The sequence below is a fragment of the Streptomyces sp. NPDC104814 genome (assembly GCF_055583185.1).
In genome coordinates, this window is record NZ_JBVJOL010000001.1 from 472,756 (window position 1) to 488,229 (window position 15,474).

Below are 15,474 nucleotides of genomic sequence, written 5' to 3' on the forward strand. Positions count from 1 at the left end.
TCTCGTCTCCTGCTCGCCGCCTGCGCCCCCCTTCTTGCTCCCCTCGTCGCCTCCTTGTCTTCTTCGCTTCCTTCCTTCTTCCTCATGGAAAGGCCCTGACGTGTCCGACCTGTTGCGCGCCCCCGCCGAGATCAAGTACGCCGAGGAGCTGGACTGGCTGGAGTCCGTCGACGACAGCCCCAAGCCCTTCTCCTGGCGGTTGTCGCCGAAGATGATCCGGCTGTTCATCCTGGGCTCCGAGCGGGCCGACGGCCTCGACCGGGAGATCTCCCAGAAGTGGTTCGGTGACCGCAGCATCGTCGAGCGTGCCATCGTCACCCTCGCCTCCGACCGCGGGCTCCTGCTGATCGGCGACCCCGGCACCGGCAAGAGCTGGCTGGCCGAGCTGCTCGCCGCCGCCGTCTGCCGCAACTCCACACTGGTGGTGCAGGGCACGGCCGGCACCACCGAGGACCACATCAAGTACTCGTGGAACGTGTCCATGGTCATCGCCAAGGGCCAGTCGCGGGACTCGATGATCCCCTCGCCTATCATGACGGCGATGGAGGCCGGTGTCATCGGCCGCTTCGAGGAGCTGACGCGTTCCACCAGCGACGTCCAGGACGCGCTGATCTCCATCCTGTCCGAGAAGTACATCTCCGTTCCCGAACTCGACAGCGACAACATCGTCTTCGCCAAGCCCGGCTTCTCCGTCATCGCCACCGCCAACAGCCGCGACCGCGGCGTCAACGACCTGTCGTCCGCCCTCAAGCGCCGCTTCAACTTCGTCCGCATCCCCGTGGTGACGAACAAGAAGAGCGAGGCGGAGATCGTCCGCTTCCGCACGGAGGAACTGCTGCGCCGCCACCGGATAGAGCTGGATGTGCCGCCCACGCTGCTGGACGTGCTGCTGCAGAGCTTCGCCGATCTGCGCGCTTCCGCGGCCGCCGCCGCGAGCGACGACGAGAAGCTGGAGTCGGCGCTGTCCACCGCCGAGCAGATCGGCGTGCTGGAGGACGCCATCCTGCACAGCAACTTCTTCGGCGAGCGCGCCCTGACCGCCCGTACCCTCGCCTCCTCCCTCGTCGGCTCCCTCGCCCGGCGCGAGCCCGAGGACCTGGCCATCCTCAACAAGTACCTGCACGGCGTCGTAGAGCCGCGCGGCAAGGAGGAGGGCGGCTCCTGGCCGGAGTTCTACGAGGGCGGCCGCGACGCGATCGCCACCCTGTCGTGAGCGCCATGACCGAGGGAACCTTCGCCGCGCTGCGCGGCCAACTGCAGCAAGCGGCGACCGCGTTCGCCGACGGCCCCGACGCGCTGGAAGGCATCCTTCTCGGCATCGTCGACGACGTCGACCGCGCGGTGCGCGAACCGCTGGAGATCTTCCCGGTCTGCCACCACTCGCCCGCCTCGGCGCTCGCCATGGCGCGCCGGCTGCGCGAGAAGCAGCCGAAGGTGGTGTACCTGGAGCTGTGCGAGGACATGGCGCCCCTGCTGACCGAGCTGCGCAACTGCCGGCTTCCCGTCGCGGTGCAGGCGTTCGCGACCGAGGTCGACGGCTTCCCCGCCGAGTGGGCGCCGCTGTCGGTGGTCGCGCCGATCACGGAGGCGTCCGCCGAGTACCAGGCGATCGCCTACGCCCTGGACACCCCCGGCGTCGAGCTGGTCCTCGTCGACCGCTCCTCCGACCACGTCTTCCAGTGGCAGGAGAACGCCGACGGCACCCCGGATACGGCCGACCCGGACGCACCTGCCGCAGAGGAGGAGGCCGCGCTGCACGGCGACGCGGTCGGCGTGGAGATCGGCGACCTGCGCCCGCGCTTCGCCGAGCTGGAGGAGCACCTGCTGCGGCACGGGCGGGTGCGGCACTGGTCGGAGTGGTGGCACCAGTACGTCGAACTGCCCCTCGGCGACGCCGACCACGCCACCTACCGCCAGGTCATGCTGCTGATCGGCAGCCTCTTCCGCCGTCTCGCGCCCGGCGATCCGGGCCGGGTGCGGGTGGACGAGGACCGCGAGCGGTACATGTGGACGCGGATGCGCGCCCACCTCGCGGCGACCGGCACCGACCCCACGGACGCGCTCTATGTGTGCGGCGCCTTCCACGCGGCCAGCCGGGTCGAGGAGTTCGGCGTCCACGGCGCGGACACCTTCGAGATCAGCCCGCCCAGTGCCACCACGTGGCAGCACGGACTGATCCCGTCCAGTCACGCGGCGATCGAGGCGCAGTTCGGCCTCGCCGCCGGTTCGGTGTCCATCGCCGCGACCGAGTGGGCGAAGAACGTCAAGCGCACCCGGGTCAAGCCGTACCGGCTGGCCGGGCAGGCGGGCACCAAGGCGCCGAAGAAGGCGGCCCCGACCGTGCCCGCCGCGGCCCCGGCGGCACCGCTCGACGCCTCCGACAGACTCACCGGGTTCCTGCAGCGGCCACCCGTCCTGGACCGTCTGGACGAGGCGGAGCTGCTCGGCTGGTCCGTGGAGATCGTGCGCGCCGCCCGCCGCAACGGCTATCTCGCGTCCACCGCCGACGCCATCGCGGTGTTCGAGACGTCGATCCTCCTGGCCGGGATGCGGGAGCGCGCCAAGCCGACGCCGTACGACTTCCAGGACGCGGCGGTCACCTGTATCGAGAAGGACTCCGTGCCGGGCCGGCGGGACGTGCGCCGGCTGGTGGAGATCATGCTCGGCGGCGACCGCGTCGGCCAGGTCGGCTACGACGCCCTGCCGCCGCTCGCCCGTGACGTGCACGACCGGCTGGCCCCGCTGAACCTCAAGCTGCAACAGCGCGGCGTGCGGCGTGCCCTGCTCGACATGGCGTCCCGGCCGGAGCTGGCGCGCTGCTCGGACGTGCTGTGGATGCTGCGCTACCTGATGCCGCACGGCGCCGCCCGCCCCATCATGGGGGAGCGTCGGCTCGGCGAACGGCCGATCCAGGAGTCCTGGGACCTGGCCCTCGGCACCCATCAGCGGGCCCTGATCGAGCTGGGCTACGAGGGCGTCAGCATCGAGCAGGTCCTCGAACAGCGGCTGCGGCGCGTCGCCTACGGCCCGCAGGCCACCACGGCTCGTGTCCTCGAGGCCGTCGAGGACGCCACCCTCTACCTGAACAGCCGCCGGCTGGCCGACGAGCTCGGGCAGCGCGCTCTTGAGGTGCTGGCGACCGAGCGCAGCGTCGACGGCGCGCCCGAGGTGCTGCGCCGGGTGCGCGCACTGCTGGCGTACTACCGCACCAGTGAGCCGGCGCTCCCGTCGTGGATCGAGTCGTTCGTCAAGACCGGCTACGCCCACTACTGCACACTGCTGCCCACGGCGTTCACCGACGAGGACGCGGGCGTGGGCCAGGTCGCGGCCATGCTGGGCTTCCTGTTCAGCATGGAGAGCCTCGCCCTGTCCCTGGGCTGCGACCGCAGCCAGCTGGAGCTGGCCGTCGCGCAGTCGCATCCCGAGGACCCGGCCAAGACGGCGCTGCTGTGGGCGGCCGAGACGCAGCTGGGCCGGCTCTCCCGGGCGCAGCTGCGCACACGGTGCGCCGAGCTGCTGGGCAACCCGTTGGTGGTGCCGGCCTATCCGCGTTACCTCAGCGGTTTCCTGCACGCACTGGAACCGGTGCCCGGCCTCGCCGACTTCGTCGTGGAAGCCGTCTCGCGGGCCTTCGCGCAGTTGCCGGACCCGGTGCTGCTGCCTTGGCTGCCGACCCTGCTCACCACCCTGCGCGGCGGCGGTGCCGACCTCGCGCCCCTGCTGATCCGGGAGGCCGGCCGCATCTTCCCGGGCCGGCTGGCGGACCTCGACGCATGGACACCACCGTGGCGGGCCGCCCCGGCCCCCGCGGCGCCCCGCCTCTCCCGCGACCGCGCGACCGGCGCGCGCGGCCTGCCCCTGCTGGCGGCCCACCCGGCGACCTGCGACGCGGTCGCGGATCTGCTCGGCTGCGCGGACCCCTGGCAGACACCGGGACCGGCCCCGGCCGGCGCGGCTCTGCTCGCCCGCCATCCGCAGACCGCCGACGCTCTGGAGGCGCTGCTGGCCACCGGCTGAAGACCAGGCCCGACCACGACGGTCCGACCACGACGGTCCGAGACGATCGGCTGACGGCCACCGCCGGGCCGCCTCACCTCCAAGGGTGCGGGGCCCGGCGGCGCCCCACCTCACTTGCGCCAGAACAGGTGGTGCGTCACACCGCTCGGGCTGGGCACGACGTCCAGGTGGTAGCGGTCGAGCAGCTCCTCGGGCGACTCCCACAGCCGTGCGCCGGACCCGAGCTTCACCGGCGAGACCACCACGTGCAGGGTGTCGACGAGGCCCGCGTCCAGGAACTCCCGGATGGTGGTCGCCCCGCCGCCGAGCCGGACGTCCTTGCCCTGCGCCGCCTCCCGCGCCTGCGCCAGGACGTCGGCCGGATCACCGTCCACGAAGTGGAAGGTCGTGTCGGAGAGGGCGTAGGAAGGACGCGGGTGGTGGGTCATGACGAACACGGGAGTGTGGAACGGCGGCTCGTCACCCCACCAGCCGCGCCACTCGTGGTTCTGCCAGGGCCCGCGCTGGGGCCCGAACTTGTTGCGGCCCATGATCTCGGCGCCGATGTTGCGGGCGTAGTCCCGGGTGAAGTAGTCGTCGAGGCCCCGGCTGCCCCCGGGGTCGGTGCGCATCGGCCAGCTCGCCGTGGCCCCCGCCCACGCGAACAGCTGCGCCGGATCGGCGTGGCCGAAGGGCCGCTCGAGGCTCTGGCCCTCACCGGCACCGAATCCGTCACTGGAGACGTTGAAGTTCTGCACACGTAGCAGCTGAGTCATGAAATCGGGTCCTTCCCATGTCGCGCCGACGAGGGTGAGACCGTCTCACGCGCGAGAACTCATCGGTGCTGCGGCACACCGGCCCTCTCGGCTCCCGGGCCGCCGTCCAGCGCCGGTGCGACGACCGCGAAGGCCCGGTCGGTCAGCGCGGCCGGATCCTCGGCGCCGTCGCTGTCGCTCCAGCGCTGCAGCACCGCGTGAAAGGCCGTGAGCGCCATCCCGGCGGCCAGCTGCGGATACAGGTCCGTCACCGGGTCGAGCCCGACCCGGCGCCCCACCTCCCGCGCGAGCACCTCCCGCCACTGCGCCTGGCGTTCCAGGAAACGACCGAGCAGGGCGGGCGTCCGCAGGATCAGCTGTACGACGGGCAGGGCACGCTCCGCATGTCCCGCGCAGGCGTCGATGGAGCGCCACACGGTGGCCCGCAGCGCCGCCGACGCGGATTCCCCGGCGGGGCGGCTCGCGAGTTCCTCACCCATGGCGGTGCCCATGCCGGCCAGGAACTGGACGACCACGTCCTCCTTCGAGGCGAAGTAGCGGAAGAAAGTCCGCTTGGACACGCCCGCCGCGGCGGTGATCTCGTCCACCGTGACCGCGTCGAAGCCGTCACGGGCCAGCAGGGTCAGCGCGGCCTGCGTCAACTCATCGGCTACAAGCTGCCGTTTGCGCTGGGCCAGGGTCTCCGCCGGGCGTGAGGTCATGACGCCATCGTACGCACCGTGCCGACGAAGCCTCCAAGTGCCATGCTTGACACTTGATGTCATCAACGCCACGCTGAGTCACATGACACGTGCAGAACGCTGGACTGCCGAGCACATACCGGACCAGGACGGACGGGTCTTCGTCGTCACCGGAGCGAACAGTGGCCTGGGACTCGCGACGACAGAGGCCCTCGCCCACAAGGGCGCCCGCGTGATCCTCGCCGTGCGGGACAAGGAGAAGGGGCGGCGTGCGGTCGCCCGGATCACGGCCCGACATCCGGACGCCGACCTGGAGGTGCGCCCGCTCGACCTGTCCGACACCGCGTCGGTCCACGCCTTCGCCGACCGGCTGACGTCCGACGGTGTACGCCCGGACGTCCTCGTCAACAACGCCGGTGTGATGGCGTCGCCCCGCACGGTCACCGCCGAGGGCGTGGAGCTGCAGTTCGCGGCCAACTACCTCGGCCACTTCGCCCTCACCGGCCTGCTGCTCGACGCGCTGGCCGACGGCGACGACCCGCGCGTGGTGACGGTGACGTCGGCCAACCACCGCCGGGCGCGGCTGTCCTTCGACGACCCGGCGGGTGAGCGGTCGTACTCGCCGATGGGCCACTACAACCGGTCCAAACTCGCCGGCGCGGTCTTCGGCCATGAGCTGCACCGGCGGCTGAGCGCGTCCGGCAGCCCGGTCCGCAGCGTGCTGGCCCATCCCGGCTACACCGCCACCAACCTCCAGACCAGCGCGCCCGTGGCCCGGGTGAAGTTCCTCTTCGGCCGCCTGCTGCTGCCCCTCGCCCAGAGCGCCGACCAGGGCGCGCTGCCCCAGCTGTACGCGGCCACCGCCCCCGACGCCCGCGGCGGCGAGCTCTACGGCCCCGACGGCCCCGGCGAGCTGCGGGGCGCGCCCCGCCGGGTCGAACTGGCCCGGCGCGCCACCGACCCGCGGACCGCCGACCGACTGTGGCGCCTGTCCGAGCACCTGACCGGCGTCCGCTTCCCGCTCCCCACCCCCGCCTGAGCCGACGGTTCCCGGGCCGGCCGCCCGAACCGCGTCATACGGCCGATGCGCAACACACGCCCCGGCGACTTGGTGCGATCAACCAGGACCCATCCGTTTGCTGACCTGCGCGTGCGGCCGACCCGCCCGCACGGCGGCACGCTGCGGTGCGAAATACTCTCCCGATGAGTTCAGGCAACTTCCCGGTCGGCCGGCCGATCACGATACGGAGGGCCGTCGCGCGGGACGCCAAACGGCTCACACGGCTCGTGCGTGGTTCAGGCGCCTACGCGGGTAAGTACGCAGCCGCAGTCGCGGGCTACCGGGTCGGGCCTGATTACATCGAGGCCCACCGCGTCTTTGTGGCCGTCGGCGCCGACGAGCATGGAGGCCGGGTCCTCGGGTTCTACTCGCTCGTCCTCGCTCCACCGGAGCTCGACCTGCTGTTCGTCGCCGACGAAGCGCAAGGACGGGGTATTGGACGACTGCTCGTCGCGCACATGCAATCCGAGGCCCGTGCCGCCGGGCTCGACCGTGTCAAGGTCGTGTCGCATCCTCCCGCCGAGGGCTTCTACCACCGCGCTGGTGCAGTGCGGACCGGGACCGCGTACGCGAACCCGCCCGCCGTGCCGTGGGACCGTCCCGAATTCGAGTTTCGCGTTTCTTCGGAATGACGCGGTGTGCCGGTCGGCGAGGCACCGGCTTCGCTGCGTGGTGACCGGCTTGCAGGAGCCGCTGGACGCCGCGCGCTCCGTGTGTGTGGTCCACGCCCGCCCGCACCATACCTCGGGGGAGCAGCCCTTACACGGGGCGCGCCCCCAACGCTTCCTGAACGTTGCGCTCCGGCTGGGTCAATACCTGTGCCCGCGAGCACAGATTTCAACGGAACAGGCAGACAGATTCTCTATCGCATTAAGTGGGGTGGATTTCTTCACCGTACACAGACCGCGTCGGCGTGCTACTGTCGACGTCAGTTGCAGTTGTGGTTCCCAAATTTCAAGTGTCGTCCGGTCGGCATCTGTGCCACTGGACGCGCTTTTGTGATCCGGTTCTTTTTCCGGGCGGGGTGATCATCGCGGCGACACAGGGTCCGCGCAGCGCGGATTCCGATGCACTGCCCCAAAGGAGAAATGACATGGCTGCTGGCACCGTGAAGTGGTTCAACGCGGAAAAGGGCTTCGGCTTCATCGAGCAGGATGGTGGCGGGCCTGATGTGTTCGCCCACTACTCGAACATTGCCGCCCAGGGCTTCCGCGAGCTGCTGGAGGGCCAGAAGGTGACCTTCGACATCGCGCAGGGCCAGAAGGGCCCGACGGCCGAGAACATCGTTCTCGCCTGACGCTGAACGTCGCATACTTGTAGCTGGGGCCCGCGTCCTTCGGGGTGCGGGCCCCGGCTACTCGCATTTTCCCGCAGTGGTTTCGCCTGCGGACGACGACTAGAGAACCCGTAGACTCACCGCGTACGGGGCATCCGGCAGGGGTGCACGCATCCCTTCACAGCTTCATCGCGGCGGACGCCCGAACATTGCGTCCGCTTCGCGCCACTCATTCCAGCTCCTGTGCCGCACGGATTTTTCGTCGGACAGATTCGCTGTCGCATTCCACCGGTCCATTCTTGCAATTCTCTGTGCTGCTGATCGCTGCGGGAATTCCTTGATATGTGCCGCATCGAGGAAGGTTCCGCATGAACCGCACACGCACGAACGACCGCTTCAACCGCACCCGTAACGGCAGTGCCGAATCCGGAAGGGGCGGCAGCCGATTCGGTTCGTCGGCCAGGAGCGGCTCCGGCGGCTCGGGCCGTTCCGGTGGTCACGGCCGCCGGCCCGCCGCGGTCCAGGGGGAGTTCGCGCTGCCCAGGACGATCACTCCGGCGCTCCCCGCCGTGGAGGGCTTCGCCGATCTCGACATGCCCAGGGCGCTGCTGGGCGCGCTCAGCTCGCAAGGCGTGACCGTGCCCTTCCCGATCCAGGCCGCGACCCTGCCGAATTCCCTCGCCGGCCGCGACGTACTGGGCCGTGGCCGCACCGGCTCCGGCAAGACCCTCGCCTTCGGGCTGGCGCTGCTGGCCCGAACGGGCGGGCAGCGCGCCGAGGCCAGGGAGCCGCTGGGGCTGATCCTCGTACCCACGCGTGAGCTGGCGCAGCAGGTCACCGACGCGCTCGCCCCGTACGCCCGCTCCGTGAGGCTGCGGGTGGCCACGGTGGTGGGCGGAATGCCGATCGGCCGACAGGCGAGCGCGCTGCGCGCCGGCGCCGAGGTCGTCGTCGCCACGCCGGGACGCCTCAAAGACCTCATCGACCGTGGCGACTGCCGACTGAACCAGGTTTCCATCACCGTCCTGGACGAGGCCGACCAGATGGCCGACATGGGCTTCATGCCGCAGGTCACCGCCCTCCTCGACCAGGTCCGCCCCGAAGGCCAGCGCATGCTGTTCTCCGCCACTCTCGACCGCAACGTCGACCTGCTCGTGCGCCGCTACCTCAGCGACCCCGTCGTGCACTCCGTCGACCCCTCGGCCGGCGCGGTCACGACGATGGAGCACCACGTGCTCCACATTCACGGTGCCGAGAAGCACACGGCCACCACCCAGATCGCCGCACGCGAAGGCCGCGTGATCATGTTCCTCGACACCAAGCACGCCGTCGACGGCCTCACCGAACACCTGCTGAACAGCGGGGTACGGGCCGCCGCCCTGCATGGCGGGAAGTCACAGCCCCAGCGCACCCGCACGCTGGCACAGTTCAAGACCGGACACGTCAACGTGCTGGTGGCGACCAACGTCGCGGCGCGCGGCATCCACGTCGACAACCTCGACCTCGTCGTCAACGTCGACCCGCCGACCGACCACAAGGACTACCTCCACCGCGGCGGCCGCACCGCCCGCGCAGGAGAGTCCGGCAGCGTCGTCACCCTGGTCACCCCCCACCAGCGCCGCGGCATGACCCGCCTCATGGCAGCGGCCGGCATCGTGCCGCAGACCACGCAGGTCCGCGTCGGCGAAGAGGCCCTGCACCGCATCACCGGCGCCCAGGCCCCCTCCGGCATCCCGGTCGTCATCACCGCACCGGTGGTCGAACGCCCCAAGAAGCGCGGCGCCACCTCACGCGGCCGACGCCGTCCCGTCCCGGCGGCCGGCCGCGCGCCCGTACGGCAGTCCACTGCCGGTGCGACGGCATAGAACCTTTGTGTCAGGAAGCCCGCCCCACTTCGCCGGAGGCACCCTTTGACGCTGGACCAGACGCAGTTCCGCTCAACACGTACCAATGCCGTGCAGACGGCGGCCGATCCCGCGGACACGGCCGGACCGCAGGTCTGGGAGGACATGACCGTGGAGGTGGCACTGTCCGTGATGGCCGCCGCCCGTACAGGTCAGCTGGTCGTCTGCGACGAGGACGGTATGCGCACCGGCCTGGTCACCCGGGACCGGCTCACGGCCGTTCGTGACGGCTCCGGATACACGGACCGGATCCGCCTGCGTGACATCGCCGACGTCATCGGACCCTTCGCCTCGCCGCCGGCCACGAGGGCCAAGCCGAGCGTGACATGCGCTGCCGCCGGCCAGCCGCCAGTACTCCAAGATCACCTCGTGGCGGCCAGACCCTGTCGGGAGGAGGTAATGGATCACCTGTCCCGCTCTCCGGGTACCGTCAGGGTATGAGTCATCCACACCCCGAACTGAAAGCCGCCCCGCCCCTTGCTGACGGAGGGTTGCGGGTCATCGCCCTGGGTGGTCTGGGTGAGATCGGCCGCAACATGACCGTCTTCGAGTACGCGGGCAAGCTGCTCGTCGTCGACTGCGGCGTGCTGTTCCCCGAGGAGACCCAGCCCGGCGTGGACGTGATCCTGCCGGACTTCACCTCGATCCGGGACCGGCTGGACGACATCGTGGCCGTGGTCCTCACCCACGGCCACGAGGACCACATCGGCGGCGTGCCGTACCTGCTGCGCGAGCGGAGGGACATCCCGGTCGTCGGCTCCAAGCTGACGCTGGCGTTCCTGGAGGCCAAGCTCAAGGAACACGGCATCCGGCCGCGCACGGTGCGGGTGCGGGAGGGCGACCGGCGTGGTTTCGGGCCCTTCGACTGCGAGTTCGTGGCGGTCAACCACTCCATCCCCGACAGCCTCGCGGTGGCGATCCGCACCGGTGCCGGGATGGTGCTGCACACCGGCGACTTCAAGATGGACCAGTTCCCTCTCGACGACCGCATCACCGATCTGCGCGCCTTCGCCCGCCTCGGCGAGGAGGGTGTGGACCTGTTCCTCACCGACTCCACCAACGCCGAGGTACCCGGCTTCACCACCTCCGAGCGTGAGCTGAACCCGGCGATCGAGCAGGTGCTGCGGACCGCGCCGCGCCGGGTCATCGTCTCCAGCTTCGCCAGCCACGTTCACCGCATCCAGCAGGTCCTGGACGCCGCCCACCAGCACGGCCGCAAGGTCGCCTTCGTCGGCCGGTCGATGGTCCGCAACATGGGCATCGCCCGTGACCTGGGCTATCTGAAGGTCCCCTCCGGTCTGGTCGTGAGCACGAAGGAGCTGGAGAAGCTCCCCGACCACAAGATCACCCTGGTGTGCACCGGCTCCCAGGGCGAACCGATGGCCGCGCTGTCACGGATGGCCAACCGCGACCACATGATCCGCATCGGCAAGGGCGACACCGTCCTGCTCGCCAGCTCCCTCATCCCCGGCAACGAGAACGCCATCTACCGGGTGATCAACGGACTCACCCGTTGGGGCGCCCACGTGGTCCACAAGGGCAACGCCAAGGTGCACGTCTCCGGGCATGCCAGCGCCGGCGAGCTCGTCTACTGCTACAACATCGTCAAGCCCCGCAACGTCATGCCCGTGCACGGCGAATGGCGCCACCTGCGGGCCAACGGCGACCTCGCCATCCGCACCGGTGTCGACCCCGACCGGGTCGTCATCGCCGAGGACGGCGTCGTCGTCGACCTGGTCGACGGACGCGCGTCCATCACCGGCAAGGTCCCCGCCGGCAACGTCTACGTGGACGGCATGGAAGTCGGCGGAGCCACCGAGGCGTCCCTGAAGGACCGCCTCACCCTCGCCGCCGAAGGTGTCGTGACGGTGGTGGCGATCGTCGACGCGGACACCGGCGCCCTCGCCGAGCCCCCCGACTTCCTGGCCCGGGGCTTCGTGCATGACGACGCCACCTTCGAGCCGGTCATCCCCGTCATCGAGAAGACCCTGGCCACCGCAGCCGAGGAAGGCGTCGGGGACGCGCGCCAACTCGAACAGCTCCTCGCTCGGGCCGTCGCCAACTGGGCGTTCCGTACCCACCGCCGCAAGCCCCTCATCATCCCCGTCATCATCGACGCCTGAGCCACAGTCCGGCAGGCGTCCCGTGGGGCGGACGCCGATGTGCACGAGGTGAAACCCGGTGACGAGTCGGTCCTGATGTCCAGCCTCATCACCGGCCCACCGGCCCACCGGCCCACCGGGTCGGCCGGGGCGGCCCGGTGGCGAGCGCTGTGCCGGGCATCCCGCACCACCAGCGTGGCGATAGCGGAGCCTGCGGGCAAGGGCGAGCGCCTGACCTCGGGTTCGTGAGCCAGGCGCTGGTAACGATCAGGCGGCGACGAGCTCCTGCTCACGGCCCAGCGTCTTGACCTTGGGCTTCTTGTTCGGCAGCGAGAGCCGGAAGACCTTGCGCCACGCGGAGAACACCTGTTTGGGCAGCGGTCCGGTGACGTACTCCAGCTCGTACTTCTCGAACAGCGCGCGCACCTTCACCGCGACCTCGGCGTACCGATTGCTCGGCAGGTCCGGGAACAGGTGGTGCTCGATCTGGTGCGACAGGTTGCCGGTCATGAAGTGCATGGCCCTGCTGCCGCTGATGTTCGCCGAGCCCATCATCTGGCGCAGGTACCACTGGCCGCGCGTCTCGCCCTTGATCGACCGGCGCTCGAAGACCTGCACGCCCTCGGGGAAGTGCCCGCACATGATCACCGAGTGCGACCAGAGGTTGCGGACCAGGTTCGCGGTGAACGTGGCGGCGAGCGTGGGGAGGAACGACGGGCCCGACAGCAGCGGGTGGATGACGTAGTCCTTGAGCACCTGCTTGCGGATCTTGCGGCCCACGGCCTTGGCCCGCGCGCGGAACTCCGGGTTCTTGCGGCGGCGCTTGTTCAGGTTCTTGCCGAGCTCCAGGTCGTACGCCGCGATGCCGTACTCGAAGAAGCAGGCGTTGATGAAGTTCCACAGCGGCTGGCCGAGGTGGATCGGGTGCCACCTCTGGTCCTCGTCGACCCGCATGATGCCGTAGCCGAGGTCGTTGTCCTTGCCGATCACGTTGGTGTACGTGTGGTGCAGCTCGTTGTGCGAGTGCTTCCACTGGTCGGCCGGCGAGACGTGATCCCACTCCCAGGTGGTGGAGTGGATCTTCGGATCCCGCATCCAGTCCCACTGGCCGTGCAGGATGTTGTGGCCGATCTCCATGTTGTCCATGATCTTCGCCACGGACAGACCGGCGGTGCCGAGCAGCCACGCGGGCGGGAAGATCGAGAACAGCAGCACGCCCCTGCTGACCAGCTCGAGCTTGCGCTGCGCCGAGATGACCCTACGGATGTAGGCGGCGTCCTTCTCGCCGCGTCCGGCGATCACTTCGTCGCGGATCGCGTCCAGCTCGCGGCCGAGCTCCTCGATCTGCTCCGCCGTCAGGTGGGCGGTGGGGTCGATGGCGGTCAAAGTGCTCCTACCGTTCGATGTCGCAAGGGCCCGCCGCGGCGGACACGCAGGTCTGGATGAGGACGCCCGGCTCGGCCTCGGTGATCTCGCCGGTGCGCAGGTCGCGGACGGCGCCCGCCTTGAGCGGCGTGATGCAGCCGTAGCAGATGCCCATGCGGCACCCGGAGGGCATGAGCACGCCGGCCTCCTCGCCGATGTCCAGCAACGGTGTGGCGCCGTCCGCGTCGACGGTCTTGCCGGTGGCGCTGAACGTGACCTCGCCGCCGTCGCCGGCGACGACGATGCCGGGGCGGAAGCGTTCGGTGTGCAGGCGCTCTTGGATGCCGTGCCCGCTCCAGTGCTCTTCGGCGGCGTCGAGCAGGCCCGCGGGCCCACAAGCCCAGGTCTCGCGCTCGGCCCAGTCGGGCACGAGTTCGCCGAGGCGGGCGATGTCGAGCACGCCGTCCGTGTCGGTGTGCACCTCGATGAGCCGCAGCTTCTCGTCCGCGACCAGAGCGTGCAGCTCGCTACGGAAGATCACGTCCTGCGGCCGTGGCGCGCAGTGGACCATGACGACGTCGTCGAACTCGCTGTCGCGCAGCATGCCCATCACGGGCGTGATGCCACTGCCGGCCGTCAGGTAGAGCACCTTGGCGGGCTTGGCCTGCGGCAGCACGAAGTCACCGGTCGCCTGGTCGAGCTGGATCAACGTGCCCGGCTTCGCCCTGCGGACCAGGTGGTTGCTGACCTTGCCGTCCGGGATCGCCTTCACGGTGATCGTGACGCGGCCGTCCTGGCGGTTCGTCGGCGAGGTGATGGAGTAGGCACGCCACAGGCGCACCCCGTCGACGTCGACCCCGATCCGCACGTACTGACCGGCTGTGTGGCCGCGCCAGCCCCGTCCCGGCCTGATCACGACAGTCGCGGCGTCATCCGTCTCGGGGTGCACAGCCTCGATGCGCCCCCGCAGGTCAGCGCCCGCACGCAGCGGGCTGACCAGGTCGAGGTAGTCCGACGGCAGCAGCGGCGTCGTGACCATCTCCAGCAGTTTCCACGCCCCGCTGCGAAGGGCTGCACTCGTCATGACTCCAGCTTGCTGCGTCTCAGGGCGTAAAGTCCTGACCGTAGGACGTGAATCTGGTGAGTGGAATTGTTCGCAGGGAATAAAAACGTGAGTCGTGTAACCCAGTGGGCCAGCGAACTGGCCCTGGATGAGACGACGGTCACCGCACTCCGGGCCGCGCTGAAGGCCACCGCCGACGAGGTCGTCCAGGCGATCATCGACGAGGTCCCTCCCTACGCCAACGCCCTTTCGGGCAGCATGGGCGGCACCATCCGCCGAGCCGTTCGCACCGCCCTCGGACACTACCTGGACCTCGCGAGCGGGAACGCCACGGGCGGCGACGGCGGTGACGCGGCCTACGAGCTGGGCCGCGGCGAGGTGCGCGACGGCCGTTCGATGGACGCTCTGCTCAGCGCCTACCGCGTCGGCGCCCGCGTGGCCTGGCGATGCCTGGCAGCGGGCGCCGTGTCCGCAGGTCTGCCCGCCGCCGAGGTCGCCAAGTTCGCCGAGCTGACCTTCGCCTACATCGACGAGCTCTCCGCCGCGAGCGCCGCGGGCCACGCCGACGAACTGGCCGCCCGGGGCAGGGCCCACGAGCGCCACCTGGAACACCTGGCCCGCGACCTCCTCGCCGGCGTGAGCCCGGACGTGCTGCTGGCCTCTGCTCAACGGGCCGGATGGCAGCCTCCGGATTCGCTGACGGCAGTCCTGCTGCCCGCCGCCCAGGCCCGGCCTGCCTACCGCGCGCTCGACCCGAGCACCCTCGTCCTCGACGATCTGCCGGACGCCACCGGTGTGCTGCTCGTCCCCGACGCCGACCGATCACATCTCTTGCGGCAGCTGACCGACCGCACCGCCGTGGTCGGCCCGGCCCGGCCATGGACCCGTGCGTCGGCCTCGTACGCACGAGCCGTACGCGCGCGCTCCCTCTCCTCTGATATTCGCGACACCGAGGACCACCTGCCCGAGCTGGTGCTGAGCGCCGACGTGGACGCGTTCGCCGACCTGCGTGCCCGAGCCCTCGCACCGTTGCGAACCTTGCCCGTCGCGACCGCACGGCGGCTGGAGGAGACGTTGCGGGCGTGGCTGCTGCACCAGGGCAGGCGGGACGAGGTGGCGGCGGCGTTGTTCGTCCATCCCCAGACAGTCCGGTACCGGATGTCGCAGCTGCGGGAGCTGTTTCCGGATCTCGCATCGCCCCACCGGGTCCTTGAACTGACGCTGGCGGTCGGTCTACGGGCCGGTTGAGGCG

At 70.2% G+C, this 15,474-nt stretch carries 13 protein-coding genes; 9 read left to right on the plus strand and 4 right to left on the minus strand.

The window, feature by feature from the left end:
* The first annotated feature begins 100 nt into the window (after positions 1–100).
* Together ACZ64A_RS01930 and ACZ64A_RS01935 are read left to right on the plus strand one after the other, a co-directional pair.
* Positions 101–1,213 carry an ATP-binding protein gene (locus ACZ64A_RS01930; RefSeq protein ID WP_469807586.1) on the plus strand — a complete coding sequence of 371 codons (1,113 nt, stop codon included), beginning with the start codon at positions 101–103 and terminating at the stop codon, positions 1,211–1,213.
* A gap of 5 nt (positions 1,214–1,218) precedes the next feature.
* Entirely contained in the window at positions 1,219–4,017 is a 2,799-nt protein-coding gene (locus ACZ64A_RS01935; protein WP_469807587.1) for a DUF5682 family protein, read from the plus strand.
* Positions 4,018–4,127: 110 nt separating this feature from the next.
* Here the strand turns inward: ACZ64A_RS01935 and ACZ64A_RS01940 are convergent, their stop codons facing one another.
* Positions 4,128–4,772 carry a dihydrofolate reductase family protein gene (locus ACZ64A_RS01940; protein ID WP_469807588.1) on the minus strand — a complete coding sequence of 215 codons (645 nt, stop codon included), beginning with the start codon at positions 4,770–4,772 and terminating at the stop codon, positions 4,128–4,130.
* A 59-nt stretch (positions 4,773–4,831) separates the two neighbouring features.
* Positions 4,832–5,473, minus strand: a complete 642-nt coding sequence (locus ACZ64A_RS01945; protein ID WP_469807590.1) for an acyl-CoA-like ligand-binding transcription factor — start codon at positions 5,471–5,473, stop codon at positions 4,832–4,834.
* Between the two features lie 82 nt (positions 5,474–5,555).
* Between ACZ64A_RS01945 and ACZ64A_RS01950 the strand changes: the two genes are divergently transcribed.
* From ACZ64A_RS01950 to ACZ64A_RS01975, 6 genes are all read left to right on the plus strand, one after another.
* Positions 5,556–6,491 carry an oxidoreductase gene (locus ACZ64A_RS01950; protein WP_469807591.1) on the plus strand — a complete coding sequence of 312 codons (936 nt, stop codon included), beginning with the start codon at positions 5,556–5,558 and terminating at the stop codon, positions 6,489–6,491.
* Positions 6,492–6,655: 164 nt separating this feature from the next.
* Positions 6,656–7,144 carry a GNAT family N-acetyltransferase gene (locus ACZ64A_RS01955; RefSeq protein WP_469807592.1) on the plus strand — a complete coding sequence of 163 codons (489 nt, stop codon included), beginning with the start codon at positions 6,656–6,658 and terminating at the stop codon, positions 7,142–7,144.
* Between the two features lie 461 nt (positions 7,145–7,605).
* Positions 7,606–7,809, plus strand: coding sequence for a cold-shock protein (locus tag ACZ64A_RS01960; protein ID WP_055531870.1), 204 nt, complete (start codon positions 7,606–7,608; stop codon positions 7,807–7,809).
* A gap of 347 nt (positions 7,810–8,156) precedes the next feature.
* A complete protein-coding gene (locus ACZ64A_RS01965) occupies positions 8,157–9,653 on the plus strand; it encodes a DEAD/DEAH box helicase (protein ID WP_469807594.1) in 1,497 nt (498 codons plus the stop codon).
* Positions 9,654–9,698: 45 nt separating this feature from the next.
* Entirely contained in the window at positions 9,699–10,133 is a 435-nt protein-coding gene (locus tag ACZ64A_RS01970; protein ID WP_469807595.1) for a CBS domain-containing protein, read from the plus strand.
* On the plus strand, positions 10,130–11,815 hold the full coding sequence (locus tag ACZ64A_RS01975) for a ribonuclease J (protein ID WP_469807597.1): 1,686 nt from the start codon (positions 10,130–10,132) through the stop codon (positions 11,813–11,815). Before ACZ64A_RS01970 ends, ACZ64A_RS01975 begins: the two co-directional genes overlap by 4 nt.
* Before the next feature lie 246 nt (positions 11,816–12,061).
* On the opposite strand, the gene ACZ64A_RS01980 is transcribed toward ACZ64A_RS01975, so the two are convergent.
* Both ACZ64A_RS01980 and ACZ64A_RS01985 read right to left on the minus strand, forming a co-directional pair.
* Positions 12,062–13,180, minus strand: coding sequence for a fatty acid desaturase family protein (locus ACZ64A_RS01980; RefSeq protein WP_469807598.1), 1,119 nt, complete (start codon positions 13,178–13,180; stop codon positions 12,062–12,064).
* Positions 13,181–13,187: 7 nt separating this feature from the next.
* Positions 13,188–14,243, minus strand: a complete 1,056-nt coding sequence (locus tag ACZ64A_RS01985) for a ferredoxin reductase (RefSeq protein ID WP_469807599.1) — start codon at positions 14,241–14,243, stop codon at positions 13,188–13,190.
* Between the two features lie 87 nt (positions 14,244–14,330).
* On the opposite strand from ACZ64A_RS01985, the gene ACZ64A_RS01990 reads away from it, so the two are divergent.
* Positions 14,331–15,470: a PucR family transcriptional regulator gene (locus tag ACZ64A_RS01990; protein WP_469807600.1), complete on the plus strand. Its 1,140-nt coding sequence runs from the start codon at positions 14,331–14,333 to the stop codon at positions 15,468–15,470.
* The last annotated feature ends 4 nt before the right edge of the window (positions 15,471–15,474 follow it).

Coding starts and splice junctions, on each gene's coding strand:
- ACZ64A_RS01935 (WP_469807587.1), top strand. CDS start 1,219: ATGACCGAGGGAACCTTCGCCGCGCTGCGCGGCCAACTGCAGCAAGCG.
- ACZ64A_RS01940 (WP_469807588.1), bottom strand. CDS start 4,772: ATGACTCAGCTGCTACGTGTGCAGAACTTCAACGTCTCCAGTGACGGA.
- ACZ64A_RS01945 (WP_469807590.1), bottom strand. CDS start 5,473: ATGACCTCACGCCCGGCGGAGACCCTGGCCCAGCGCAAACGGCAGCTT.
- ACZ64A_RS01950 (WP_469807591.1), top strand. CDS start 5,556: ATGACACGTGCAGAACGCTGGACTGCCGAGCACATACCGGACCAGGAC.
- ACZ64A_RS01955 (WP_469807592.1), top strand. CDS start 6,656: ATGAGTTCAGGCAACTTCCCGGTCGGCCGGCCGATCACGATACGGAGG.
- ACZ64A_RS01960 (WP_055531870.1), top strand. CDS start 7,606: ATGGCTGCTGGCACCGTGAAGTGGTTCAACGCGGAAAAGGGCTTCGGC.
- ACZ64A_RS01965 (WP_469807594.1), top strand. CDS start 8,157: ATGAACCGCACACGCACGAACGACCGCTTCAACCGCACCCGTAACGGC.
- ACZ64A_RS01975 (WP_469807597.1), top strand. CDS start 10,130: ATGAGTCATCCACACCCCGAACTGAAAGCCGCCCCGCCCCTTGCTGAC.
- ACZ64A_RS01985 (WP_469807599.1), bottom strand. CDS start 14,243: ATGACGAGTGCAGCCCTTCGCAGCGGGGCGTGGAAACTGCTGGAGATG.